The sequence below is a fragment of the Streptomyces sp. NPDC038280 genome, assembly GCF_055600045.1.
Genome location: NZ_JBVJYZ010000004.1, coordinates 132136 through 156220 on the forward strand (window position 1 = coordinate 132136; position 24085 = coordinate 156220).

Annotated in this window: 25 protein-coding genes and 1 riboswitch; of the genes, 10 read left to right on the plus strand and 15 right to left on the minus strand. The window is 71.6% G+C overall.

The window, feature by feature from the left end; all coding sequences use genetic code 11:
- Positions 1-5: 5 nt before the first annotated feature.
- Both ACZ7J0_RS11440 and ACZ7J0_RS11445 read left to right on the plus strand, forming a co-directional pair.
- Positions 6-1388 (plus strand): FAD-binding oxidoreductase, encoded by a 1383-nt coding sequence (locus ACZ7J0_RS11440; protein ID WP_470886256.1) that lies wholly within the window; start codon positions 6-8, stop codon positions 1386-1388.
- 82 nt (positions 1389-1470) lie between these two features.
- Positions 1471-2226, plus strand: coding sequence for a decaprenylphospho-beta-D-erythro-pentofuranosid-2-ulose 2-reductase (locus ACZ7J0_RS11445; protein WP_470886756.1), 756 nt, complete (start codon positions 1471-1473; stop codon positions 2224-2226).
- Positions 2227-2250: 24 nt separating this feature from the next.
- Here the strand turns inward: ACZ7J0_RS11445 and ACZ7J0_RS11450 are convergent, their stop codons facing one another.
- Both ACZ7J0_RS11450 and trpS read right to left on the minus strand, forming a co-directional pair.
- A complete protein-coding gene (locus ACZ7J0_RS11450; RefSeq protein WP_470886258.1) occupies positions 2251-2844 on the minus strand; it encodes a 2'-5' RNA ligase family protein in 594 nt (197 codons plus the stop codon).
- 94 nt (positions 2845-2938) lie between these two features.
- A complete protein-coding gene (gene trpS / locus ACZ7J0_RS11455) occupies positions 2939-3952 on the minus strand; it encodes a tryptophan--tRNA ligase (RefSeq protein WP_470886260.1) in 1014 nt (337 codons plus the stop codon).
- A 56-nt stretch (positions 3953-4008) separates the two neighbouring features.
- Between trpS and ACZ7J0_RS11460 the strand changes: the two genes are divergently transcribed.
- Together ACZ7J0_RS11460 and ACZ7J0_RS11465 are read left to right on the plus strand one after the other, a co-directional pair.
- Positions 4009-4632 (plus strand): RNA polymerase sigma factor, encoded by a 624-nt coding sequence (locus ACZ7J0_RS11460; RefSeq protein ID WP_470886262.1) that lies wholly within the window; start codon positions 4009-4011, stop codon positions 4630-4632.
- Positions 4589-5506: a hypothetical protein gene (locus ACZ7J0_RS11465; RefSeq protein ID WP_470886263.1), complete on the plus strand. Its 918-nt coding sequence runs from the start codon at positions 4589-4591 to the stop codon at positions 5504-5506. The genes ACZ7J0_RS11460 and ACZ7J0_RS11465 overlap by 44 nt, the downstream gene beginning before the upstream one ends.
- Positions 5507-5747: 241 nt before the next feature.
- Here the strand turns inward: ACZ7J0_RS11465 and ACZ7J0_RS11470 are convergent, their stop codons facing one another.
- Positions 5748-7019, minus strand: a complete 1272-nt coding sequence (locus ACZ7J0_RS11470) for a serine hydroxymethyltransferase (RefSeq protein WP_470886265.1) — start codon at positions 7017-7019, stop codon at positions 5748-5750.
- Between the two features lie 66 nt (positions 7020-7085).
- A riboswitch (ZMP/ZTP riboswitch) is annotated at positions 7086-7176 on the minus strand.
- A gap of 107 nt (positions 7177-7283) precedes the next feature.
- On the opposite strand from ACZ7J0_RS11470, the gene rocD reads away from it, so the two are divergent.
- Complete coding sequence (gene rocD / locus ACZ7J0_RS11475; protein WP_470886266.1) at positions 7284-8489, plus strand: ornithine--oxo-acid transaminase; 1206 nt, start codon at positions 7284-7286, stop codon at positions 8487-8489.
- Between the two features lie 70 nt (positions 8490-8559).
- On the opposite strand, the gene ACZ7J0_RS11480 is transcribed toward rocD, so the two are convergent.
- Both ACZ7J0_RS11480 and ACZ7J0_RS11485 read right to left on the minus strand, forming a co-directional pair.
- On the minus strand, positions 8560-9753 hold the full coding sequence (locus ACZ7J0_RS11480; protein WP_470886268.1) for a glutathionylspermidine synthase family protein: 1194 nt from the start codon (positions 9751-9753) through the stop codon (positions 8560-8562).
- Between the two features lie 15 nt (positions 9754-9768).
- On the minus strand, positions 9769-10080 hold the full coding sequence (locus ACZ7J0_RS11485; RefSeq protein ID WP_470886270.1) for a hypothetical protein: 312 nt from the start codon (positions 10078-10080) through the stop codon (positions 9769-9771).
- A gap of 136 nt (positions 10081-10216) precedes the next feature.
- On the opposite strand from ACZ7J0_RS11485, the gene ACZ7J0_RS11490 reads away from it, so the two are divergent.
- The gene (locus tag ACZ7J0_RS11490; RefSeq protein WP_470886272.1) at positions 10217-11107 is read left to right on the plus strand and encodes a DMT family protein; all 891 of its coding nucleotides are present in this window, start codon (positions 10217-10219) and stop codon (positions 11105-11107) included.
- Between the two features lie 4 nt (positions 11108-11111).
- Here ACZ7J0_RS11490 and pdxR read toward each other — a convergent pair whose 3' ends face one another.
- Complete coding sequence (pdxR, locus tag ACZ7J0_RS11495; protein ID WP_470886274.1) at positions 11112-12542, minus strand: MocR-like pyridoxine biosynthesis transcription factor PdxR; 1431 nt, start codon at positions 12540-12542, stop codon at positions 11112-11114.
- A 47-nt stretch (positions 12543-12589) separates the two neighbouring features.
- Here pdxR and ACZ7J0_RS11500 point away from each other — a divergent pair, with 47 nt between their 5' ends.
- From ACZ7J0_RS11500 to ACZ7J0_RS11510, 3 genes are all read left to right on the plus strand, one after another.
- Entirely contained in the window at positions 12590-13114 is a 525-nt protein-coding gene (locus ACZ7J0_RS11500) for a carboxymuconolactone decarboxylase family protein (protein WP_470886276.1), read from the plus strand.
- A gap of 86 nt (positions 13115-13200) precedes the next feature.
- The gene (locus tag ACZ7J0_RS11505; protein WP_470886278.1) at positions 13201-13650 is read left to right on the plus strand and encodes a carboxymuconolactone decarboxylase family protein; all 450 of its coding nucleotides are present in this window, start codon (positions 13201-13203) and stop codon (positions 13648-13650) included.
- Positions 13641-14390 (plus strand): isocitrate lyase/PEP mutase family protein, encoded by a 750-nt coding sequence (locus tag ACZ7J0_RS11510; protein WP_470886280.1) that lies wholly within the window; start codon positions 13641-13643, stop codon positions 14388-14390. Before ACZ7J0_RS11505 ends, ACZ7J0_RS11510 begins: the two co-directional genes overlap by 10 nt.
- Positions 14391-14399: 9 nt before the next feature.
- On the opposite strand, the gene ACZ7J0_RS11515 is transcribed toward ACZ7J0_RS11510, so the two are convergent.
- The 7 genes from ACZ7J0_RS11515 to ACZ7J0_RS11545 all read right to left on the minus strand — a co-directional run bounded on the left by ACZ7J0_RS11515 (position 14400) and on the right by ACZ7J0_RS11545 (position 20852).
- On the minus strand, positions 14400-14936 hold the full coding sequence (locus tag ACZ7J0_RS11515; RefSeq protein WP_470886281.1) for a hypothetical protein: 537 nt from the start codon (positions 14934-14936) through the stop codon (positions 14400-14402).
- On the minus strand, positions 14933-15175 hold the full coding sequence (locus ACZ7J0_RS11520) for a helix-turn-helix transcriptional regulator (RefSeq protein WP_468708189.1): 243 nt from the start codon (positions 15173-15175) through the stop codon (positions 14933-14935). Before ACZ7J0_RS11520 ends, ACZ7J0_RS11515 begins: the two co-directional genes overlap by 4 nt.
- Before the next feature lie 62 nt (positions 15176-15237).
- A complete protein-coding gene (locus ACZ7J0_RS11525) occupies positions 15238-16620 on the minus strand; it encodes a B12-binding domain-containing radical SAM protein (protein ID WP_470886283.1) in 1383 nt (460 codons plus the stop codon).
- 125 nt (positions 16621-16745) lie between these two features.
- Entirely contained in the window at positions 16746-17735 is a 990-nt protein-coding gene (locus tag ACZ7J0_RS11530) for a malate dehydrogenase (protein ID WP_470886284.1), read from the minus strand.
- A 315-nt stretch (positions 17736-18050) separates the two neighbouring features.
- Positions 18051-18956 carry a helix-turn-helix domain-containing protein gene (locus tag ACZ7J0_RS11535; protein ID WP_470886286.1) on the minus strand — a complete coding sequence of 302 codons (906 nt, stop codon included), beginning with the start codon at positions 18954-18956 and terminating at the stop codon, positions 18051-18053.
- A 333-nt stretch (positions 18957-19289) separates the two neighbouring features.
- Positions 19290-19931, minus strand: a complete 642-nt coding sequence (locus tag ACZ7J0_RS11540; protein WP_470886288.1) for a DUF3017 domain-containing protein — start codon at positions 19929-19931, stop codon at positions 19290-19292.
- A 57-nt stretch (positions 19932-19988) separates the two neighbouring features.
- Entirely contained in the window at positions 19989-20852 is an 864-nt protein-coding gene (locus tag ACZ7J0_RS11545) for a bifunctional methylenetetrahydrofolate dehydrogenase/methenyltetrahydrofolate cyclohydrolase (RefSeq protein WP_470886289.1), read from the minus strand.
- A gap of 230 nt (positions 20853-21082) precedes the next feature.
- On the opposite strand from ACZ7J0_RS11545, the gene ACZ7J0_RS11550 reads away from it, so the two are divergent.
- The gene (locus ACZ7J0_RS11550; protein ID WP_470886291.1) at positions 21083-21682 is read left to right on the plus strand and encodes a hypothetical protein; all 600 of its coding nucleotides are present in this window, start codon (positions 21083-21085) and stop codon (positions 21680-21682) included.
- A 96-nt stretch (positions 21683-21778) separates the two neighbouring features.
- On the opposite strand, the gene purH is transcribed toward ACZ7J0_RS11550, so the two are convergent.
- A complete protein-coding gene (purH, locus tag ACZ7J0_RS11555; protein ID WP_470886293.1) occupies positions 21779-23341 on the minus strand; it encodes a bifunctional phosphoribosylaminoimidazolecarboxamide formyltransferase/IMP cyclohydrolase in 1563 nt (520 codons plus the stop codon).
- Entirely contained in the window at positions 23338-23961 is a 624-nt protein-coding gene (purN, locus tag ACZ7J0_RS11560) for a phosphoribosylglycinamide formyltransferase (protein ID WP_470886295.1), read from the minus strand. The genes purH and purN overlap by 4 nt, the downstream gene beginning before the upstream one ends.
- Positions 23962-24085 lie beyond the last annotated feature (124 nt).

A 24085-nucleotide genomic window follows, 5' to 3' on the forward strand; every position in this document is an offset into this window, starting at 1 on the left:
CAACCATGGCTGCTGACACCCCCACTGACGCCGCCCCGAAGGCCGTACCCGTGACCGGCTGGGGCCGTACCGCCCCCACCGTCGCGCGCGTCGTCCGCCCCCGCACGTACGAGGAGACCGCCGCGGCCGTCCGCGCCTGCGGAGTCGCCGGCGCCCGCGGGGGCATCGCCCGGGGCCTCGGCCGCGCGTACGGTGACGCCGCACAGAACGCCGGCGGCTCCGTCCTCGACATGACACGCCTCAACCGCGTCCACTCGGTCGACATGAGGAGCGGCACCGTCGTCTGCGACGCCGGAGTGAGCCTGCACCGGCTGATGGAGGTGCTCCTGCCGCTCGGCTGGTTCGTGCCGGTGAGCCCAGGGACCCGGTACGTCACGGTCGGCGGCGCGATCGCCGCTGACATCCACGGCAAGAACCACCATGTCTCGGGCTCCTTCGCCCGCCACGTGCGCTCCCTCGAACTGCTCACGGCCGACGGCTCGATCCATACGGTCGTCCCCGGCACCGACCTCTTCGACGCCACCGCGGGCGGCATGGGCCTCACCGGGGTGATCCTCGCGGCCACCGTCCAACTGCACCGCGTCGAGACGTCCTTGATGTCGGTGGACACCGAACGGGCCGATGACCTCGACGACTTGATGGCCCGGCTCACCGCCACCGACCACCGGTACCGCTACTCGGTCGCCTGGATCGACCTGCTGGCGCGCGGCGCCGCACTCGGCCGGTCGGTGCTGACCCGGGGTGAGCACGCACCGTACGACGCGCTCCCCCCGCGTGCCCGGCGCGCACCCCTCGCCTTCCGCCCGGGGCACCTGCCCCCCGCCCCCTCCCTGATCCCGGAGGGACTGCTCGGCAGAACGACCGTCGGCCTCTTCAACGAGCTCTGGTACCGCAAGGCCCCCCGGAAGCGGACCGGCCGGCTCCAACGGCTCTCCACGTTCTTCCACCCCCTGGACGGCGTGCCGCACTGGAACCGCGTCTACGGCCGGTCCGGCTTCGTCCAGTACCAGTTCGTCGTCGGCCACGGCCACGAGGACACCCTGCGCCGGGTCGTCCAGCGCATCGCCCGCCGCGGTTGTCCGTCGTTCCTGGCGGTGCTGAAGCGGTTCGGCGAGGCCGACCCCGGCTGGCTCTCCTTCCCCATGCCGGGCTGGACGCTGGCCCTGGACATTCCGGCCGGCCTGTCGGGGCTCGGCGCCTTCCTCGACGAGCTCGACGAGGAGGTCGTCGCCGCGGGCGGCCGGGTCTACCTGGCCAAGGACTCCCGGCTGCGCCCCGAGCTCCTGCGCTCCATGTATCCGCAGCTGCCGCGATTCCGGGAGCTGCGGGCCGAGTTGGACCCCCGCTCGGTCTTCACCTCGGACCTCTCCCGCCGCCTCGCCCTCTGAGGTGAATCCGGTCATGCCCTCCGAGGGATCCCGACGCGGGGATCCCGACGAGGAAACCCCGCTCATGAAGGAGACGCCGCTCATGAAGGACGCCTTCGGCGCCCCGCAGTCCCTGCTCGTCCTCGGCGGTACGTCCGAGATCGGCCTCGCCACCGCCCGGCGCCTGATCGCCCGCCGCACCCGCACGGTCATGCTGGCCGGCCGTCCCTCCCCCGCCCTGGAGTCCGCCGCGTCCTCGCTGCGCGAGCTCGGCGCGGACGTCCGTACCGTCCCCTTCGACGCGCTCGACACCGCCACGCACGAGGAGCGCCTGGCGAAGCTCTTCACCGACGGCGACATCGACATGGTGCTGCTCGCCTTCGGCGTCCTCGGCGACCAGGCCCTTGACGAGGCCGACCCGGTCGCCGCCGTGCGGGTCGCCCAGACCAACTACACCGGGGCCGTCTCCGCCGGGCTGATCTGCGCGAAGGCCCTCCAGTCGCAGGGACACGGCTCCCTGGTGGTCCTCTCGTCGGTCGCCGGGGAGCGCGCCCGCCGCGCCAATTTCATCTACGGGTCCTCGAAGGCCGGCCTGGACGCCTTCTGCCAGGGCCTCGGCGACGCCCTCTACGGCACCGGTGTGCACGTGATGATCGTCAGGCCCGGTTTCGTACGGACGAGGATGACGGCCGGCCTGACGGAGGCACCCCTGGCCACGACACCTGAGGCGGTGGCCACGGCGATCGAGCTGGGGCTGCGGCGCCGCTCGGAGACGGTCTGGGTACCGGGGGCGCTACGCGTCGTGATGACGGCGCTGCGGCACCTGCCGAGGCCGCTCTTCCGCCGTCTGCCGGTCTGAGGACGGGGCGGCGGGGTGCGCGCGCTACGGAGCGGTGAAGGTGGCCGGCGCGTCGACGGGGGTGCCCTGCGCCGGGACGCCCGTCACGGGCCGGCCGCCGCCGAAGTCGTACGACTGGAGCTTGCGCCAGACGCCGTCCGGGCCCTGTTCGTAGAGCGCGAAGGACGTGCAGGACCACTCCGCCGCGAACTCGGACAGCTCCTCGTAGGCCCGGTCCATCGCCTCCTCGGAGATGCCGTGCGCGACCGTGACGTGCGGGTGGTAAGGGAACTGCAGCTCCCGCACCAGCGGCCCGGAGGCGTGACGGATCCGCTTCTGCAGCCAGGAGCAGGCGGCCGCGCCCTCGACGACCTGGACGAAGACCACCGGCGAGAGCGGACGGAAGGTGCCCGTGCCGCTCAGCCGCATCGGGAAGGGGCGGCCGGCCGCCGCGACCTCGGCGAGATGGGCCTCGATCGCGGGCAGGTCCGCCGCGTCCGCCTGCGTCGGCGGAAGGAGGGTGACATGCGTGGGGATGCCGTGCGCGGCAGGATCCCCGAAGCTCGCGCGCAGCTCCTGGAGCAGGCTGCCGAAGGGCTCCGGGACCGCGATCGAAACGCCGAGCGTTACGGTCCCCACGTCGTTCTCCTCAGTCATCGGTGATGGGTCGCACAGCCGCCAGTGTGGCGCCTGCGCGTCCGGGAGGCCAGGGCCCTCGGGCCCCACTCCGGACTCAGTGCTTCGCGGGCAGGAAGCCCACCTTCTCGTAGGTCTGGGCAAGGGTCTCGGCGGCGACCGCGCGGGCCTTCTCCGCGCCCTTGGCCAGGATGGAGTCCAGCGTCTCCGGGTCGTCCAGGTATTCCTGCGTACGGGTCCGGAAGGGGGTGACGAATTCCACCATGGCGTCGGCGAGGTCCGTCTTCAGCGCACCGTACATCTTGCCCTCGTACTGCTTCTCCAGCTCCGGGACGGTCGTACCGGTGAGGGTGGACAGGATGGTGAGGAGATTGCTGACGCCCGGCTTCTCCACGGGGTCGAAACGGATCACGGTGTCCGTGTCGGTGACCGCGCTCTTGACCTTCTTCGCCGTCGCCTTCGGCTCGTCGAGCAGGTTGATCAGGCCCTTGGGCGTCGACGCCGACTTGCTCATCTTGATCGCCGGGTCCTGGAGATCGAAGATCTTCGCCGTCTCCTTGAGGATGTACGGCGCCGGGACGGTGAACGTCTCGCCGAAGCGGTTGTTGAAGCGCTCGGCGAGGTCGCGCGTCAGCTCGATGTGCTGGCGCTGGTCCTCGCCGACCGGGACCTGATGGGCCTGGTAGAGCAGGATGTCCGCGACCTGCAGGATCGGGTAGGTGAACAGGCCGACGGTGGCCCGCTCGGCACCCTGCTTCGCGGACTTGTCCTTGAACTGCGTCATGCGGCCGGCCTCGCCGAAGCCGGTCAGGCAGTTCATGATCCAGCCGAGCTGGGCGTGTTCGGGGACGTGGCTCTGGACGAAGAGGGTGCAGCGCTCGGGGTCGAGGCCGGCGGCCAGCAGCTGGGCGGCCGCGAGGCGGGTGTTCGCACGCAGGTCGGCGGGGTCCTGGGGAACGGTGATCGCATGCAGGTCCACGACCATGTAGAAGGCGTCGTGGGTCTCCTGCAGGGCGACCCACTGACGCACCGCACCGAGGTAGTTGCCGAGGTGGAACGAGCCTGCGGTGGGCTGGATTCCGGAGAGCACACGAGGACGATCAGAGGCCATGCTCATCATTCTCTCAGGTGTGGGAACCGATCCCGGACTGCCGGTGTATCAAAGGTGTGAGGACGCGGGAGGGGGGCCGCACCGTCGTCGACGAGGCCGCGGTGATCACACGCGTACGCGCCGGGGAGGCGGAGGCGTACGCCGAGTTGGTGCGTGCCCACACGGGTGTGGCGCTGAGAGCGGCCGTGGCGTGCGGAGCCGGTGCGGACGCGGAGGACGTGGTGCAGCAGGCCTTCTTCAAGGCGTACTGCTCGCTCGGGCGGTTCCGGGACGGCTCGGCGTTCCGTCCGTGGCTGTTGCGGATCGTGGTCAATGAGACGAGGAACACAGTCCGCGCGGCCCTGCGGCAGCGGGCCGTCGCCGGCCGGGAGGCGGATCTGCTCGCCTCCGAGCCCCTGATACCGGAGTCGGCGGACCCGGCGGTGGCCGCGGTCGAGCAGGAGCGCAGCCGGCTGCTGGCGGCCGCGCTGGACGGGCTGAGCGAGAGCCATCGCCAGGTCGTGATCTACCGCTATCTGCTGGAGCTGGACGAGGCGGAGACCGCGCAGGCGCTGGGGTGGCCACGGGGCACGGTGAAATCACGGCTCAGCCGGGCGCTGAAGCAGCTGGGACTGGTGCTGGAGGGAGGTGATGGGCATGAGCGACGAGGATCTTCCGGGGAAGCCGGACGACGGGGTTGAGCGGGACGACAGGATTGAGCGGGGACGCGCGGGCGGCGAGCGGGGTCGCGCGGAGGGGCGGGAGCCTGCGGGCGGCGAGCCGGACCACGCGGACGAGCGGGGCCTGCCGGGAGAGCTGCGGGAGCTGGGGCGGCGGATGCGGATCCCCGACGTCGACGGGGAGACGATGGCCGAGCGGGTGCTGGCGCAGCTGCTGGCCGCGTCCGTGCCGGTGCCCGATCCGCCCGGGAGGACGGAGCGGCTGAGGCGCTGGCTGCGCCGCCACGGGCGCGCGCTGGCCGCGGCGCTGTCGGGGGTGCTGGTGGTGCTGGTGCTCACGCCTCCGGTACGCGCGACGGTGGCGGACTGGTTCGGCTTCGGCGGGGTGGAGGTGCGGTACGACCCGAAGGCGCCGCCGAGGACCGGAGCGTCCGTGCCGGGGTGCGCGGACCCGGTTCCGGAGGAGCGTGCCGCGAGCCTGGCGGGGTTCCCGCCCCGGATACCCGAGGCCCTCGGCCCTCCCGACGCGGTGTCGGTGACACGGCTGCCGGAGGGGCGGGCCATGGTGAGCCTCTGCTGGAGGGCCGCGGGCGGGGCGATACGCCTCGACGAGTTCCCCGGTCAGCTCGACGCCGGCTTCGCCAAGCTGGTCCGTGTGCAGCCCGAGTGGGTGGATCTGAGCGGCGGCCGTGAGGGGTACTGGTTCGCCGAGCCGCATCTGCTGCGCGTCCCCCTGACGGACGGCCGTGGCCGGGGATGGACCCGCTCCGAGCGGACGGCGGGTCCGACCCTGCTGTGGACCGGGGCGGGCGCGGACGGGGGCGCGCTGACCCTGCGGCTGGAGGGCGAGGCGTCGCCGGAGCGGGCGAGGGAGATAGCGGAATCCACCCCGTGAGCCGCGCGAGGCCCGCGAGGCCCGCGAGGCGTGTGCGGCGTGGGGCCCGTGGGCGGCGCGAGGCGCGTGGGGGCGGCGCAAGGCCCGCGAGCCGTGGGCCCGGGGGCGGCGTGAGCCGCGTGGGCCCGGGGGCGGCGTGAGCCGCGTGGGCCCGGGGGCGGCGTGAGCCGCGGAAGCCGGGTGAGCCCCGTGAGGCCTCAGGGGACGCCCATGAGGCCTCACGGAGAGAAGCGGTCGGTGATCAGGTGGGCAGGCCCGGGGCCGGGAAGGCGGACATCAGGTCGGCGACCTCGGCGCGGATCCGGGCCAGGGCGTCCTCGTCACCCGAGCCGGCCGCGGTGACACCCCGGTCGATCCAGTCCGCGACGGCGGCCATGTGCTGGGTGCCGAGCCCGCGCGAGGTGAGGGAGGGGGTGCCGATACGGACGCCGGAGGGGTCGAAGGGCTTCCTCGGGTCGAACGGGACGGTGTTGTAGTTGACGACGATCCCGGCCCGGTCGAGGGCCTTCGCGGCCACCTTGCCGGGGACGTCCTTGGGGGTGAGGTCCATCAGGATCAGGTGGTTGTCGGTACCGCCGGAGACCAGGGCGAAGCCTCGGGCCAGCAACTCCTCGGCGAGCGCCTTGGCGTTGGCGACGACGGAGTGCGCGTAGTCACGGAAGGAGGGCTGGGAGGCCTCGTGGAGGGCGACCGCGATGGCGGCGGTGGTCTGGTTGTGGGGGCCTCCCTGAAGACCCGGGAAGACCGCCTTGTCGATGGCCTTGGCGTAATCCTCGCGGCACATGAGCATCGCGCCGCGCGGGCCACGCAGGGTCTTGTGGGTGGTCGTCGAGATCACGTCGGCGTGCGGCACCGGCGAGGGGTGGGCGCCACCGGCGATGAGTCCGGCGATGTGGGCGACGTCGGCGACGAGCACCGCGCCCGCCTCCTGGGCGATCTCCGCGAAGGCGGCGAAGTCGATGGTGCGGGGCAGCGCGGTGCCACCGCAGAAGATGACCTTGGGGCGCTCCTTGAGGGCGAGTTCGCGCACCTCGTCGAAATCGATGAGCCCGGTGTCCTGGCGTACGCCGTACTGGATGCCCCGGAACCACTTGCCGGTCGCCGAGACGCCCCAGCCGTGGGTGAGGTGGCCGCCCATGGGCAGAGCCATGCCCATCACCGTGTCGCCGGGCTCGGCGAAGGCGAGATAGACGGCGAGGTTGGCCGGGGAGCCGGAGTACGGCTGCACATTGGCGTGGTCGACGCCGAAGAGGGCCTTGGCGCGGGCGATGGCGAGGACCTCGACCTGGTCGATGTTCTGCTGGCCCTCGTAGTAGCGCCGGCCGGCGTAGCCCTCGCTGTACTTGTTCTGCAGGACGGTGCCGGACGCTTCGAGGACGGCGTGCGAGACGTAGTTCTCGCTGGGGATCAGCCTGAGCGTCTCGGCCTGCAGGCGCTCTTCGGCGCCGACGAGCGCGGCGAGCTCGGGGTCTTCCGCGGAGAGGGCGGGGTGGTGCGCGGGAAGGTCGTTCATGGCGTTCCTCCGGGCGATGCGGTGGCTCCCGGGGGTCTGACGCGGCACACCCACACGGGACGGATCCCAGGGTGCCCAGGCGGGCGGCACCTCGTGCGGTTTGCCGCGCACGGCTTCCCCGGGGTTTCTTCCCCGTACGCCAGTCGCCGTGCGTGTTTCCAGCCTAGCGGGCGAGTCGTCATCAAGGTTTCCTCGTCCAGCATCCGAGCGACGATAGAAAAGGGCACCATTGCCGCACCGAGCCGCAGGACGAACGGAGATCCCGTGTCGAGAACACAAGACGCGATCGCTTCCGCGGAGGCGCACAGCGCACACAACTACCACCCTCTGCCCGTCGTCGTCGCCTCGGCGGACGGCGCCTGGATGACCGATGTCGAAGGGCGCCGCTATCTCGACATGCTCGCCGGCTATTCGGCGCTCAACTTCGGACACGCCAACCGCCGGCTCATCGACGCGGCCAAGGCCCAGCTGGAACGGGTGACGCTCACGTCGCGCGCGTTCCATCACGACCGGTTCGCCGAGTTCTGCGGCAGGCTCGCCGAGCTGTGCGGCATGGAGATGGTGCTGCCGATGAACACCGGGGCGGAGGCGGTGGAGACCGCCGTGAAGACGGCCCGGAAATGGGGGTACCGCGTCAAGGGCGTGCCGGACGGCCAAGCGAAGATCGTCGTCGCGGCGAACAACTTCCACGGGCGGACGACGACGATCGTCAGCTTCTCGACGGACGCCGAGGCGCGGGCGGACTTCGGCCCGTACACGCCGGGCTTCGAGATCGTCCCGTACGGCGATCTGACCGCGCTGGAGACGGCGGTCAGCGCCAACACGGTGGCCGTGCTGCTGGAGCCCATCCAGGGCGAGGCCGGGGTCCTGGTGCCGCCGGCCGGCTATCTGGAGGGGGTCCGTCGCCTCACCCGCGAGCGGAACGTGCTGTTCATCGCCGATGAGATCCAGTCTGGTCTGGGCCGGACAGGGAAGACCTTCGCGTGTGAACACGAGGGCGTGGTCCCGGACATGTACGTGCTCGGCAAGGCGCTGGGCGGCGGTGTGGTGCCGGTGTCCGCGGTGGTGTCGAGCGCCGAGGTGCTCGGGGTGTACCGGCCGGGTGAGCACGGTTCGACGTTCGGCGGGAATCCGCTGGCGTGCGCGGTGGCGCTGGAGGTGATCGCGATGCTCAGGACCGGCGAGTACCAGCAGCGGGCGACCGAGCTCGGGGACCATCTCCACCGTGAGCTGGGCCTGCTGGTGGGCGGAGGTGCGGTGGAGGCCGTGCGGGGCCGCGGCCTGTGGGCGGGTGTCGACATCGCCGCGAGCCGGGGCACGGGCCGGGAGATCTCGGAGAAGCTGATGGACCGCGGGGTCCTGGTGAAGGACACCCACGGGTCGACGATCCGGATCGCCCCGCCGCTGGTGATCAGCAAGGAGGATCTGGACTGGGGGCTCGATCAGCTGAGGGCGGTGCTGGGGGACTGAGGCGGCGCCGGCCCTCTTGTGAGGGGGCCGGCCGGCCGTTGGCTGTGCGACAGGGGGCGGCCGGGTGGGGTCAGAGGATGACGTGGGGCAGGAAGCGGGCGTACTCGTCCGTGATCAGCCCCGACGACTCGCGGATACCGAGCCCCGCCGCTTCGTCCCCGACGACCCACGCGCCGAGTACGACGTGGTTGCCGGCGAAGTCGGGCAGCGGGGCCAACTCCTGGTAGCAGACCGGCTCTTCCCGCACGACGGGGTCCGCCGCCGGGTCGGCGCCCGGCGCGTGGACGGTGACGCCCGCGCCTTCGCGGCCGAGCAGCGGCTTGGCGACGTAACCGGAGGTCACGGCCAGGTCGCGCGGACCGTCCAGATGGGCGGCCAGCAGATTCGGGTGCCCCGGATACAGCTCCCAGAGGACCGCGAGCAGCGCCTTGTTGGAGAGGAGCATCTTCCAGGCCGGCTCGATCCAGCAGGTGGTGCCGGTGCCGCCGCCGTTGTCGAGCGTGTCCAGGACGTGCGGCCCGAACCGGTCCGTGACCAGCCACTCCCACGGATAGAGCTTGAAGCAGCTGCGGATGAAGCGCAGCCGGTCGTCGACGAAGCGTCCGCTGAGCCGGTCCCAGCCGATCTGCTCCATGGACAGCGCTTCGGTGTCGAGTCCGGCCTGCTGGGCGGTCTCGCGCAGATACGCGACCGTCATCAGGTCCTCGCCCAGCTCGTCCCCGTCGGAGTGCGCGAAGTGCACCGGGCCGGGCGGCAGCAGGGCGGACTGGCTCTTCCAGGCGTCGACGAGCCGCTCGTGGAGCGAGTTCCACTGGTCGGCGCCCGGGAAGCGTTCCTCCATCCAGAACCACTGCGGGCCCGCGGCCTCCACGAGCGAGGTGGGCGTGTCGGCGTTGTACTCCAGCATCTTGGCCGGGCCCGTACCGTCGTAGCGCAGGTCGAACCGGCCGTAGAGGGAGGGGAGTTCGTCCCGCCGGCGCCAGGACTCGGCGACGAGTGAGGCGAGCCGGGGGTCGGTGATCCCCAGGTCGGCGAAGCGCTCCCGCTCGACGATGTGGGCGGCCGCCACCAGACACATGGCGTGCAGCTCCTCGACGACCTCCTCAAGCGCCTCGACCTCGGGCAGGGTGAAGGAGTAGTACGCGCTCTCGTCCCAGTAGGGGCGCAGCGAGCCGTCGGGGTAGCGGGTGAGGGGATAGACGAGCCCCTGCTCCTCGACGGTCCGCTGCCAGCCGGGGCGGGGTTCGATGGTGTGCCGTTCCATGTCGACCCGACTCGCTCAGCCGCCGCCGGAGCCGGACCCGGAGCAGCCGAAACCGCCCCGGTCGACCGCCGTCTTGTCGAAGCTGCCGCCGTCGACCCGGTCTCCGCTCACACTGCCGCCGTAGTAGTACGAGCCACGAGGGGTGCTGCTGCTGCCACTGCTGCTCCCACTACCGCTGCCGCTCCCGCTGCACTCGTAACTGGGCAGCATCTCCCGGGTGAGCGGGTCGACGCACCGCTTGTCCGGTTCGGAACCGCAGGCGGTGATCGTCGCCGCGAGCACCCCCATGCCGCCGAGCACCACGGTGCTCGACCTGAGCCTGCGCATGTGCCGCCCTTCCGCTTCTTCCACGTCCTCGACCAACCGTTCGCACACCCTAGAGGGCCGCCCGCCGCGCCCTTGCGCCCGGTCCGCGAATGATCTGTGAACGATCCGGGACTACAGTCGCTTTGTGTTGTTGGGGATGGTTTGCGCACTCGCTTCCGCGGTCTGCTTCGGCACGGCCTCCGTCCTGCAGGCCATTGCCGCCCGCGCCGCGAAACCCGGCAGCGGCTCCGGGGTCGACCCGGCGCTGCTGATCCGCGCGCTGCGGCAGTGGCGCTACCTGGCCGGACTCGGGCTGGATGGCCTCGCCTTCGTCCTGCAGATCGTGGCCCTGCGGAGCCTTCCCATCTACGCGGTGGGCGCGGCGCTCGCGGCGAGCCTCGCGGTGACCGCCGTCGTCGCCTCGCGTCTTCTGCGGGTCAGGCTGAGCGCTGCCGAGTGGGCGGCCGTGGTGGTGGTCTGCGCCGGGCTTGCGATGCTCGGCTTCGCCTCCGGCCCGGAGGGCGACCGGCCGGGATCGGCGGCGCTGCGCTGGTCGATGCTCGGGATGGCGTTCGGGATCCTGCTGATCGGCGCGGCGGTGGGCCGGCTGCCGGAGGGGCCCCGGGCGTTGCTGCTGGGACTGGCCGCCGGCTTCGGATTCGGGGTGGTCGAGGTCGCGGTCCGGCTGATCGACTCCTTCGACCTGGCGAACCCCGCGATCTACGCGCTGATGCTCGGCGGCAGTGTGGCGTTCCTGCTGCTCACCTCGGCGCTCCAGCGCGGCTCGGTGACGACGGCCACGGCGGGCATGGTCCTCGGCGAGACGATCGGCCCGGCGGTGGTGGGCGTGGTGTGGCTGGGCGACCGCACGCGCGAGGGGATGGCCTGGCTGGCGGTCACCGGTTTCGTGGTCGCGGTGGCGGGCGGGCTGTTCCTGGCCCGCTTCGGCGAGCCGCCCGCGCCCGAGCCCGTCCAGCCGCCCGGGCCGACACCCGCGCCCTCACCGACGCCGGCGCCCGGGACCCCGGACGATCCGGAGCGGAAGTAGGGGTTCAGGGGAGCACCCGGCACAGCGCGTCCAGCGCACCAGCCCACCCGCTGTCCGTCGGGGTCGCGTACCCGACGACCAGTCCGTCGCGGCCCTGCTCCACCGACGGGTGGCGGAAGCGGTCGACGCCCATCAGGGCCAGCCCCTGCCACGCCGCGGCCTGGATCACCGCGCGCTCCGTGCCGGGCGGCAGGTCGAGGACGGCGTGAAGACCGGCCGCGATCCCGCTCACCCGGATGTGCGGGGCCCGCTCGGCCAGCGCCTCCACCAGCTGGTCCCTGCGGCGCCGGTACTTCAGCCGCATGCCGCGCACATGCCGGTCGTACGCCCCCGACGCGATGAACTCCGCGAGCGTCAGCTGGTCCAGCGCGCTCGACACCCAGTCGACGTTTCCCTTCGCCTCCAGTACGTCGCCGACCAGATCCTCCGGCAGCACCATCCACGCCAGCCGCAGCCCCGGCGCCAGTGACTTGCTCGCCGTCCCCATGTAGACGACGCGCTCCGGGTCGAGGCCCTGGAGGGCGCCGACCGGCTGGCGGTCGTAGCGGAACTCGCCGTCGTAGTCGTCCTCCAGGATCAGACCGCCCGTCGCGCGCGCCCAGTCGACGGCGGCGGCACGCCGGTCCGGGGGCAGCGCGCCGCCGAGCGGGAAGTGGTGGGCCGGGGTCATCAGTACCGCGCCCGCACCCTTCATGTGAACCAACTGATCGGTGCGCGTGCCCAGTTCGTCGAGGGGAAGGGCCGGCAACCGCAATCCGGCCTCGATGAGAAGATTCCAGTGCACATCGAGTCCGTACGACTCGACGGCCACCTCCCGCATCCTCCCCCTGCGCCCCGAGGGCAGGGGTGGACCCCCGGCGCGCAGCACCTTGCCCATCAGCATCAGCCCGTGCACGAAGCCGGAGCAGATGACGATCCGGTCCGGACTCGCGTGAACGCCGCGCGCCCTGGCCAGGTACTCGGCGAGGACGGTCCGCAGTTCGATCCGGCCGCGCGGATCCCCGTAACCGAAGGCCTCGTGCGGGGCGTCGGTCAGGGCCCGCCGGGCCGCCTTGAGCCATTCGGCGCGCGGGAACGAGCCGACGTCGGGGGTGCCGGGGCGCAGGTTGTGGGTGGCCCGGCCCGGCGACGGGTGGGACCGGGGCGGGGCGGGCGCGGGTCTGCGCGGCGCGGCGCGCCGGGCCACCCGGGTGCCGGAGCCCTGCTGCGCGGTGAGCCAGCCCTCGGCGACCAGCTCCGCGTACGCGTCAGCGACGGTGTTGCGGGCGATCCCCAGGTCGGCGGCGAACGAACGGGACGACGGCAGCCGTGTCCCGGGCGCGAGGCGTCCGCTGCGCACGGCCTCGCGCAGGGCGTCCATCAGCCCCGCCCGCAGCCGTGGTCCACGCAGCTCAAGATGGAGGTCGGCCCCGAAAGTGGCCCAGTCATTCGCCATGAAGGTGGACCATACTCCTGCGCCACGCGCGCCATACGGTCGTTCTCATGACCACGACGAACCCCGCGCCCGGGAACACCGCGGACGAGAAGACCTACGCCCCCGAGCACACCCCCCGCCTCCCTCTGGCCACGCTGGCGCCAGAGTTCTACCGGGCGATGATCCGGCTCGAGACGGCCGCCGCGAACGGTCTGGACCCGGTCGTGTACGAGCTGGTCAAGATCCGGGCCTCGCAGATCAACCACTGCGCCTTCTGCCTCGACATGCACACCAAGGACGCGCTCGCGGCCGGTGAGTCGGTGGAGCGGATCGTCCAGCTCTCCGCCTGGGAGGAGTCCGAGCACTTCTACACCGAGAAGGAGCTGGCGGCGCTCGCGCTGACCGAGGCGGTCACGGTTCTGACCGACGGTTTCGTGCCGGACGAGGTGTACGAGAGGGCCGCCCGGCACTTCGAGGAGGCCGAACTCGCCCAGCTGATCGCGGCGATCACGGTCATCAACGCGTGGAACCGTATCGGCGTGACCGCCCGTACGGTCCCGGGCCACTACACCCCGGGCATGTTCAAGAACTGACCCGCCGCAAGCGCCGTACCGACCGTCCTGCTGAAGGACCGCCCGCTCGACCGTCCGGCCGACCCAGTGAAGGACCGCGCACCGACATGCCGTCCCGTACCGACCGGCTCTCCGCCGACGTCTACCACGCGCTCGCCGCCGCGAGCGCGGCCGCCAAGAAGGGTCTCGGCGATCCGGTCCTCGTCGAACTGGTCATGCTCCGCGCCTCGCAGATCAACCGCTGCGCGTTCTGCCTGGACATGCACCTGGCCCTGGCGCGCGAGAACGGCGAGTCCGAGCGGCGGCTCGATCTGCTCCAGGTCTGGGAGGAGACGGACGGCGTCTTCACCGAGCGCGAGCGTGCCGCGCTGGCGCTGACCGAGTCCGTCACCGTCCTCACCGACGGATTCGTCCCCGACGCCGTCCACGAGCGGGCCGCCGCGCACTTCGCACCGGCCGCTCTCGCCCATCTGATCGCCCTGATCGTCGTCATCAACGGCTGGAACCGCCTCATGGTCGCCCGCCGCACACCGCCCGGAGGACTCGTATGGCAGTGACCCAGGGCCGCGGCGCGGCCGCCGTCGAGGTGTTCCGCACGCTGCACCAGGACCGGGCGGCCGACGACCCGTTGGTCCTGCCGGGCCCCTGGGACGCGGTCAGCGCCCGTGTCTTCGCGGACGCCGGCTTCCCGGCACTGGCGACGACCAGCGCCGGGGTGGCCGCCTCACTGGGGTACGAGGACGGCGGCGCGATCCCCGTCGACGAGATGTTCGCGGCGGTGACCAGGATCGTCCGCTCGGTCTCCGTGCCCGTCTCGGCGGATCTGGAGCACGGCTACGGACTGGCTCCGAAGGAGCTGGTGGCCCGGGTCCTGGAGACGGGCGCGGTCGGCGTGAACCTGGAGGACTCGGAGCCCGGGAAGGGCCTCAAAGACCCCCGGGAGCACGCGGACTGGCTGGCGGCGGTACGGGCCGAGGCCGGTGACGCGCTCTTCGTCAACGCCCGCGTCGACAGCTTCGTACGGGGCGTGCCCGACCCCGCCGAGGCCGTCGAGCGGGCCCGGCTCTACCACGCGGCGGGCGCGGACAGCGTCTTCCCGATCATGGCGCCGACGGACCAACTGCCGTTCCTGCGCGCCGAGATCGGCGCTCCGCTCAATGTGTTCGCGCTGCCCGGCGGCCCCTCACCGGCCGAACTCGGCCGGCTCGGCGCCACGCGGATCACCTTCGGCCCCGGTCTGCTGCGCCGCGCGACGGCAGCGCTGCGTGACATCGCTTCGGAACTCGCCTCCGCGTAGGACCGCGCGTCAGTCGTCGGCGGGCTCGTCCTGGACCCGGAGCCCGGCGACCCACAGCGGCATCAGCCAGTGGGTGACGAGCGCCCCGAAGAGCACCGGAAAGACCATCCCGTCGAGGGTCAGCCCCGCGAACCAGGCCGCCGCGCCGACGGCCGCCGTGGCCGCGCCGAGCACCCAGGTCGTGATCCGGTGCGCCAGGGCGCGCACCCTGTCGCGCTCGGCGAGCTGGCGTTCGTCGAGCATCCGGCCGCGCAGTTCGAGCAGGCCCCGGGTGGAGCCGTTGATGACGCCGGTCGCGAAGACCCACGGCAGCAAGAGACCGAGCATGGCGCAGGCGGGCCACATCGCGTCACTGCGGACCAGCTCGATCCAGACGCCGACCGAGGCCGCTGTCAGCGCGATGTGGATGCCGACGGCGGTCCGCCGACGGGCGGCGGTGGCGTAGAAGGGCGCGCCCTCGCGGTTGTTCATGAGCGCGTACATGCGCCGGTCGAAGCGCGTCGCCCCGCTCGCGCCCGTGGTCGTCCCCGTGGTCAGCATCGTCATTTCCTCCCGTAGACCTCATCGGTGAGCGGCTGGAACGGCTCCAGGGAGAACAGCGCCTCCACCGGCAGACCGAAGTACTGCGCGACCTTCAGCGCCAGGTCGAGGCTCGGGTTGTACTGGCCGCGCTCGATGTAGCCGATGGTCTGGTAGTGGACCCCCACCGCCTCGGCGAGAGCCTGACGCGACACCTTCCGCTCGGCCCGCACCACGGCGATCCTGTTGTGCACCTGCTCGCTCATGTATAAGAAGTACTACATTCGAGTGTAGATGCACAACAGGCGGGGGGTAGCGCGTGGGTGTCCTAGCTGTGGGGCCGCCTGCCGCCGAAGGCCGCCAGCGTCCGCTCCAGCAGCGGCAGGGCGCCCACCACGCGGCGGGAGCGGATCAGCGCGTCCCAGGCGGGCTCGAACTTCTTCCAGCCACCCGCGTACGCGAGATGCCTCAGCCGCTCGTGCGGACCCGGCTGGGCCGACGAGCCCTGCCAGATGTTCCGCCACCGGTAGAAGTCCCGGTACGCGCGCCAGTAGCCGTCCTCCAGCTGACGCGCGGTCATCCCCTTCGGCCGGTAGACGACGTGCCGCGTGTCGTAGAGGTCCCAGTCCCGGTGGACGATCCGGTCCTCGGCCTCCATCTGCTTCCACAGACCGGTGGACGGATAGGGGGTCATGATGTGGAACGTGGCCGTCTCGATGCCCTGCTCGACGGCCCACTCCACCGTCCGGTCGAAGACATCGGGACCGTCCTGGTCGAGGCCGAACACAAAACTGGCGTTGACCATGACACCGGCGTCATGGAGACGGCGGACGGCGGCCGCGTAGTCCTTACCGATGTTCTGGTTCTTCCGGCGCTCCGCGAGATTGGCGCTGTTGACGGTCTCGAAGCCGACGAACAGGCTGCGCAGGCCCGCCTCCACGGCGCGCTCCAGAAGCCCCGGCTGGAGTACGGAGTTCACGGTCCCCGCCGCCTGCCACAGCCGCCCCATGCCGGCCATCCCGTCGAACAGCGCCTCCGCGAACCGGCGGTTGCCCAGAAGGTGGTCGTCCAGGAAGTACAGATGTTTGCCCGGCAGCCGGTCGATCTCGGCGAGCGCGTCGTCCACGGCCTGCGTGTAGAAGGACTTGCCGCCCTCGAAGAAGGCGTCCTTGTAGCAGAAGTCGCAGTGGTGGGGGCAGCCGCGCGAGACGACGATCGAGTTGGGAACGAGATACAGCCGGCGCTTGATCAGGTCACGCCGTACCGGAGGAAGTCCGGCGAGGGTGCGCAGGGTGGAGTCGTAGCGCCGGGCGGGCGCGCCGTCCCGGAAGTCCTTCAGGAACCGTGGCCAGGTGTCCTCGCCCGGACCGGTGAAGATCGTGTCGGCGTGCGCGGCGGCCTCGTCCGGGAGCGACGTCACATGCAGCCCGCCCATGGCGACGTGCGCGCCCCGGGCGCGGAAGTGGTCGGCGATCTCGTAAGCCCGGCGGGCGGAGGTGATGTACGGCTGGACGACCAGCAGATCGGGCGTCTCCAGGGCCTCGATGTCGACGCGCTCCACGTGCTCGTCGTGGAGGGTCACCTCGTCGCCGGGGTCCAGATAGCCGGCGAGGGTCGCGAGACCCAGCGGCGGGAAGAGCGAGTACTTGATGGGCCGGAAGAGGGGGCTCGTCGCTTCTGTCAGGGCGGGAAGGATCATCATCACGCGCATGACAACCCAGACTCCCGGAGCACCCCGTCCAGTTCCGGACACACGACCGCCCCCCGGCAGCGGGGCTGCCGGGGGGCGGTACGAAACCGGGTCTGGCCGGGCTCGGACGAGGCTGAGCGCTGGGCTCAGATGAGGCCGAGCCCACGCACGGCGTCGCGCTCCTCGGCCAGTTCCTGGACCGAGGCGTCGATGCGGGCGCGCGAGAACTCGTTGATGTCCAGGCCCTGGACGATCTCGTACGAGCCGTTCTTCGTGGTCACCGGGAAGGAGGAGATCAGGCCCTCCGGGACGCCGTACGAACCGTCCGACGGGATGCCCATGGAGGTCCAGTCGCCCTCGGCCGTGCCGTTGACCCAGGTGTACACGTGGTCGATCGCGGCGTTCGCGGCCGAGGCGGCCGAGGACGCGCCACGGGCCTCGATGATCGCCGCGCCACGCTTGGCGACGGTCGGGATGAAGGTGTCGGCCAGCCACTGCTCGTCGTTGACGACCTCGGCGGCGTTCTTGCCGGCGATGTCCGCGTGGAAGATGTCCGGGTACTGGGTCGCCGAGTGGTTGCCCCAGATGGTGAGGCGCTTGATGTCGGAGACGGCGGCGCCGGTCTTGGTGGCCAGCTGCGAGATCGCGCGGTTGTGGTCCAGGCGGGTCATCGCCGTGAAGCGCTCGGCCGGTACGTCCGGAGCCGCGGCCTGGGCGATCAGGGCGTTGGTGTTGGCCGGGTTGCCGACGACCAGGACCTTGATGTCGTCCGCGGCGTTGTCGTTGATGGCCTTGCCCTGCGGCTTGAAGATGCCGCCGTTGGCCGAGAGCAGGTCACCGCGCTCCATGCCCTTGGTGCGGGGGCGGGCGCCGACGAGCAGCGCGACGTTGGCGCCGTCGAAGCCGACGTTCGGGTCGTCGGTGATCTCGATGCCGCGCAGCAGCGGGAACGCGCAGTCCTCGAGCTCCATGGCGGTGCCCTCGGCGGCCTTCAGGCCCTGGGGGATCTCGAGGAGGCGCAGCTTGACCGGCACGTCCGCGCCGAGCAGGTGGCCGGAGGCGATGCGGAAGAGCAGCGCGTAACCGATCTGGCCGGCCGCGCCGGTGACGGTGACATTCACGGGAGTGCGGGTCATGGCGATCTCCGTAAGACAGCTGGCGGTGGGGGTCCCTGCCCCTGGTGCTGGACATCTCCCATGATCGATCGGTGTCTCGACGTGAAGAGATATCCAGCGGTCAGGCTATCCGACCGTGGGCGGGTCCAACCCCCACCCCCTTGTGGGACGGCTCACTGCCACCCCTCTGCTTCACCGTGGGGTCTGGTTCTCCGTCAGCGGGGGCCGGGCGTCGGCGCGCACGGGTTCGGGGCGCAGGGCCGGAGTGTTGGCGCGCACGGGTCGGGGCGTGTGCCCGGGGCATCGGGTCGGGCCGGGGGCGTCAAGCTCGCGGTGTCAGCCGGTCGTACAGCCCTTGGGACCCGCCGCGAGCGTGGCGCATGCGTGCGCGTCCGTGCCCGAAGCCACCGCCACCATCGGGGTGTAGGCGCCGCCGTCGGCGTCCACGACACCACCCCGTGTCCTGCCGCCCACCGTGATCCGTACGGTGTCGCCGGGCGCTGCCCCACTGATACGGGCCCAGGCGGCCCCGCACGCCCCGCCGCGGCGGACCTCCACGAGGGCCGCGCCGACCCGCGCACTGGAGACGGTCGTGGCGAACTTCCCGCCGCAGCCCATGGTCGCGGGGTCCCGGCCGTCGCAGGCGGCGCCGGCGCACTTCACCCCGGCCGGGAGCGGCCGGCCTCCGGTGGCGGACGAGGAGGGGGACAGGGACGGGGACGGGGGCTCGGCCTTCCCGCCGTGGTCGTGGCTTTCGCCGGCGGCGCCGGAGGCCCCCGGCCCGCCCAGGTCGGTGACGAGGACGGCAGCGCCGACCACGAGCAGGGCGCCGACGAGGCCCGCGAGGAACATGAGGGCTTTCCGCCCGTCGCCGGCGCCGGGGCCCCGACGGGCTCGGGTGGGCGCCGCTGTCGGCGCGTCCCGTGCCCGGGAGGGCCGTTCGGCGTCCATGGTCGCGGCGTGCCGTGTCGGGGAACGGCTCCAGGCGCGCTCCGCCTGCTGCCACATGGCCATCACATCCGCCGGGGCGGCGCCGGTGACTTCGGTGAGCGCCAGGATCGCGGCCCGGGGTGCGAGCAGCCGTCCGTTCAGATAGCGCTCCCAGGAGGTCCTGCTGTACCCGGTTCTGTCCGCGACGGCGGCGAGACTCAGTCCGCTGCGGTCGACGAGCCTGCGTAACTGGTTCGCGAACTCCCTGGCCTGTGGATCGAGTTCTTCAGGCAGCGCCTTCCAGCGAGGCATCGCTTCCCCCTCATCCCCCACCGTCCCCGGCCCGCGGCTTCCGCGTGCGGGCTTCCGCGTGCGGACTACCCAGCGGGACGCCCGGACTCAGGATGGCAGGCACAACCAGGGGGGCGCACCGGGGCATTCGTCGCAGAGCGACACTCTCTCGCGCGCCCCCGGTATTGGTTGCACACCTGCCACACGTTCCCGGAATGGTCACTTCCGCGCCACAGGCCCCGGACGAACCTTGAACCACTTTGGCGCGTGCATGACTCTTGATCGCAGACGGCGCCCGTCCTCCCTCGGGGGAGGGGACGGGCGCCGTCGCCGCGATCTGCCAGGTGACGGTCGCTAAGTGACGGTCACATGGAGGGCGTCCTCCAGGAACGGGATCTCCAGCCACGGCCGCGGCTGCAGCATGAGGGCGAGGAGCACGATGATCACGCCCATGAGTCCGTACGTGACCATGTCGGTGAAGCGTGAGCGGACCGCGAGCATGCCGACGGACGGCAGGGTGCGGCGCATGACGGCGCCGGTGAGCAGGGCGACGCCGATGAGGATGGCCCCGACCCGGAACGCCTGAGGGAACGGATCCGCACCGACGATCAGCAGCCCGAGCCCGGTCATCCCGAGCACGGTGAGCAGCGGCCACTGCCGCGCGGGAGCGGGCGCGTCCCCGGGAGCCGCCCGCCCGCCGCCCTCCGGCCGGGCGGTATCGGTGGTCACCGCCGGGGGCCGGCGGGACTTCCCGGAGGCGGCGGTGGCCCCGAGGAAATCACCGCGCCCGGCGGCGTCGTCACCGGTCCCGTTGACCTCGACAGGCCCCACGGGTTCACGGCCGGACTCCTGGACCTCGGTCCGGCCTTCCTCTTCCGACTCCGACCCCGGCCCCGCCTTGTCGGCGCCGGTCGCGGGGCCTTCGGCCGGATCGCCCGCGCCGTCCGCCCGGGGCGTCCGCGCGGAGTCCGCTTCGTCGTTCGGCCGTGCGCCCATCAGCGGCACCCTTCCCCGGTTCCCGACACCGTTCCCGTTCCCGTCACCGTTCTCGTGTCAGCTCGTCGCGGCGCTCGCGCGCTCCGCCGCCTCGACCACGTTCACCAGAAGTTGCGCGCGGGTCATCGGACCGACGCCGCCCGGGTTCGGGGCGACCCAGCCGGCCACCTCGGTGACACCCGGGTGCACATCCCCGACGATCTTGCCGTTCTCGTCCCGGCTGACACCGACGTCGAGCACGGCCGCACCCGGCTTGATGTCCTCGGGCTTGATCAGGTGCGGTACGCCCGCCGCGGCGACCACGATGTCGGCCTGCCGCAGATGCCCGGAGAGGTCGCGTGTGCCGGTGTGGCACTGCGTGACCGTCGCGTTCTCGGACTTACGGGTCAGAAGCAGCGGCATCGGACGGCCGATGGTGATCCCGCGGCCGACCACGACCACATGCGCCCCGGCGATCTCCACACCGTGCCGGCGCAGCAGGGTGACGATGCCGGCCGGGGTGCAGGGCAGCGGCCCGGTCTGGCCGATCACCAGGCGGCCGAGGTTCGTGGGATGCAGACCGTCGGCGTCCTTCTCCGGGTCCATCAGCTCCAGTACGCGGTTGGTGTCGATGCCCTTGGGGAGCGGCAGCTGCACGATGTACCCCGTGCAGGCAGGGTCCTCGTTGAGCTCGCGGACGACCGCCTCGATCTCCTCCTGCGTGGCGGAGGCGGGCAGTTCACGCTGCAGGGAGGCGATGCCGACCTGCGCGCAGTCACGGTGCTTGCCCGCGACGTACTTCTGGCTGCCGACGTCGTCGCCGACGAGCAGCGTGCCGAGCCCAGGGGTGATGCCCTTGGCCTTGAGGTCCGCCACACGGGCGGTCAGATCGGACTTGATCGCGGCTGCGGTGGCCTTGCCATCGAGAATCTGGGCGGTCATGACCCCATCCTCCCGGATGACCCCTCCCTTGTTCCAATTCGTGGTCATCAGCAGGAACACGAGGTTGCACTTGCACAACGCAGAGCGATACCGACTGGACAAAAAGTCGACGTTAAGACGACGATGAACGGCGCAGTGCCGCGGGCAGTGCCGGGGGGCAAACTGTTCAGTTCGTAAAGATCCTCCGCGCGGGCCGCGTCGTCCCCGCACAACCCACGGAGGAAACCCGCATGAGCTTCGGCGACCCGAACAACCCCTACGGCCAGCAGCAGCCTCCGCAGCAGCCGCAGCCGGGCTACGGCTATCCCCAGGACCAGTACCAGGGCCAGCAGCCCGGTTACGGCTACCCGCAGGCCCCGCCGGTCCAGCAGCCGTACGGCGCGGGCTACCCGGGCGTTCCGACCGAGATGCCCGGTGGCGTGAAGGCCGCCCGCATCATGCTCTTCATCCTCGGCGGCCTGCAGGTCCTCGGCGCGATCGCCATGGTCGCCCTCGGCGGCTGGGTCGCCGACCAGATGTCGGACTCGGCCGAGCTCGGCTCCGACGCCGACACCGCCGCGTCCGCGATGACCGGTGTCATGGTGGTCGCGGGCATCCTGACGCTCGGTGTCGCCCTGTGGGCGATCCTCACTGCGGCGAAGTTCCGTTCCGGCGGGAACGGCATCCGCATCTCGGCGATCGTGTACGGCTCGCTGACCGCGCTGTTCAGCCTCTTCAGCCTGCTGACCGCGAACGTCCTCGCGCTGATCAGCCTCGCGCTGGGCATTCTGATCATCGTCTTCTGCGCCAAGCAGGAGGCCTCGACCTGGTTCCAGCGCCCGCGCCACTGACGCACGGCTCCCGCCGGATACCACGAAGGCCGCAACGCTCCGCCGTGAGGCGGGTGTTGCGGCCTTCGTCGTTCGACTGCGGGGACTGCCCGGGGGCTAGTGGAAGAAGTGGCGCGTGCCGGTGAAGTACATCGTCACGCCCGCCTTCTTCGCCGCCTCCACGACCAGTTCGTCACGAACCGAACCGCCGGGCTGGACCACGGCCTTGACGCCGGCCGCGGTGAGGATCTCCAGGCCGTCCGGGAAGGGGAAGAAGGCGTCCGACGCGGCGTACGAGCCGCGGGCCCGCTCCTCGCCGGCGCGCTCCACCGCGAGCTTCGCGGAGTCGACGCGGTTGACCTGGCCCATGCCGACGCCGACGGAGGCGTTGTCCTTGGCGAGCAGGATGGCGTTCGACTTGACGGCCCGGCAGGCCTTCCAGGCGAAGGCGAGCTCGGCGAGCTCGTCGGTGGAGAGCGCGTCGCCGGTGGCGAGGGTCCAGTTCGCCGGGTCGTCGCCCTCCGCCTGCAGACGGTCGGTGACCTGGAGCAGCGCGCCGCCGTCGATCGGCTTGACCTCGACCGGGTTGGCCGGGGCGCCCTCGGCGCGCAGGACGCGGATGTTCTTCTTGCGGGCCAGGATCTCGACCGCGCCGTCCTCGTACGCCGGAGCGACGATGACCTCGGTGAAGATCTCGGCGACCTGCTCGGCCATGGCCACGGACACCGGGCGGTTGACCGCGATCACACCGCCGAATGCGGACAGCGGGTCGCAGGCATGCGCCTTGCGGTGGGCCTCGGCGACGTCCTCACCGATCGCGATGCCGCACGGGTTGGCGTGCTTGATGATCGCGACGCACGGCTCGGCGTGGTCGTAGGCGGCCCGGCGCGCGGCGTCGGTGTCGGTGAAGTTGTTGTACGACATCTCCTTGCCGTGCAGCTGCTCGGCCTCGGCGAGGCCGCCGGTGCCGTCGACGTACAGCGCGGCGCCCTGGTGCGGGTTCTCGCCGTAGCGCAGCACGTTCTCGCGCGCGTAGGTGGCGCCCAGGAAGTCGGGGAAGCCCGAGTCGTCGGCGGCGGCGTAGTCGTCGGCGAACCAGGAGGCGACGGCGACGTCGTACGCGGCGGTGTGCTGGAAGGCCTCGGCCGCGAGGCGCTTGCGGGCGCCCAGCTCGAAGCCGCCCTCACGGGCCGCGGTGAGCACGTCCGCGTACCGCGCGGGGCTGGTGACGACGGCGACGGAGGGGTGGTTCTTGGCGGCGGCGCGGACCATCGACGGGCCGCCGATGTCGATCTGCTCGACGCACTCGTCCGGGGTCGCGCCGGAGGCGACGGTCTCCTTGAACGGGTACAGGTTGACGATCACCAGGTCGAACGGCTCGACGCCCAGCTCGGCGAGCTGTCGGCGGTGGTCCTCGAGGCGCAGGTCGGCGAGGATGCCGGCGTGCACCCGCGGGTGCAGCGTCTTGACCCGGCCGTCCAGGCACTCGGGGAAGCCGGTGAGCTCCTCGACCTTGGTGACCGGGACGCCGGCCGCGGCGATCTTCGAGGCGGTGGAGCCGGTGGAGACGAGGGCGACACCCGCCTCGTGCAGGCCACGGGCCAGCTCCTCCAGGCCGGTCTTGTCGTAGACGCTGACGAGCGCGCGGCGGATGGGGCGCTTCGTACCTTCGGCGGTCACGGGATTGATACCTTTCGTCCCTCAATGCGGTAGCCGTGCCGGGCCAGACGCCCCACGACATCGACGAGCAGCCTTCGCTCGACTTCCTTGATGCGCTCATGGAGAGCGGCTTCATCGTCCTCGTCCCGGACCTCGACCACGCCCTGGGCGATGATCGGGCCGGTGTCGACGCCGTCGTCGACGAAGTGGACGGTGCATCCGGTGACCCGTACGCCATAGGCGAGTGCGTCACGCACTCCGTGGGCACCGGGAAAACTGGGCAGCAGCGCGGGATGCGTATTGACGATCCGGCCGCCGAAGCGGGAGAGGAATTCCTTCCCGAGGATCTTCATGAAGCCCGCCGAGACGATGAGGTCCGGCTCGTGGGCGGCGGTGGCCTCGGTCAGCGCGCGGTCCCACTCCTCGCGGGTGGGGTGGTCCTTCACCCGGCACACGAAGGTCGGCAGCCCCGCCCGCTCGGCCCGCTCCAGACCGGCGATTCCGTCTCGGTCCGCCCCCACGGCGACGATCTCGGCGCCGTATCCCTCCGGCCCTCGCGGGTCGGCGGCGATGGCGTCGAGCAGTGCCTGGAGATTGGTACCGGACCCGGAGACCAGGACAAGGATGCGGGCGGCGGCCACGAGGGAACTCTTTTCGCGTTGCGGGACCGCGTGATCGCGGCGGTCTCAGCGGCTGGCTGACAGCGACGGACGGCGGTGCTGGTGGGGTCATGTGGCTTTGTACGGTCGTACGAACGAGACGCGT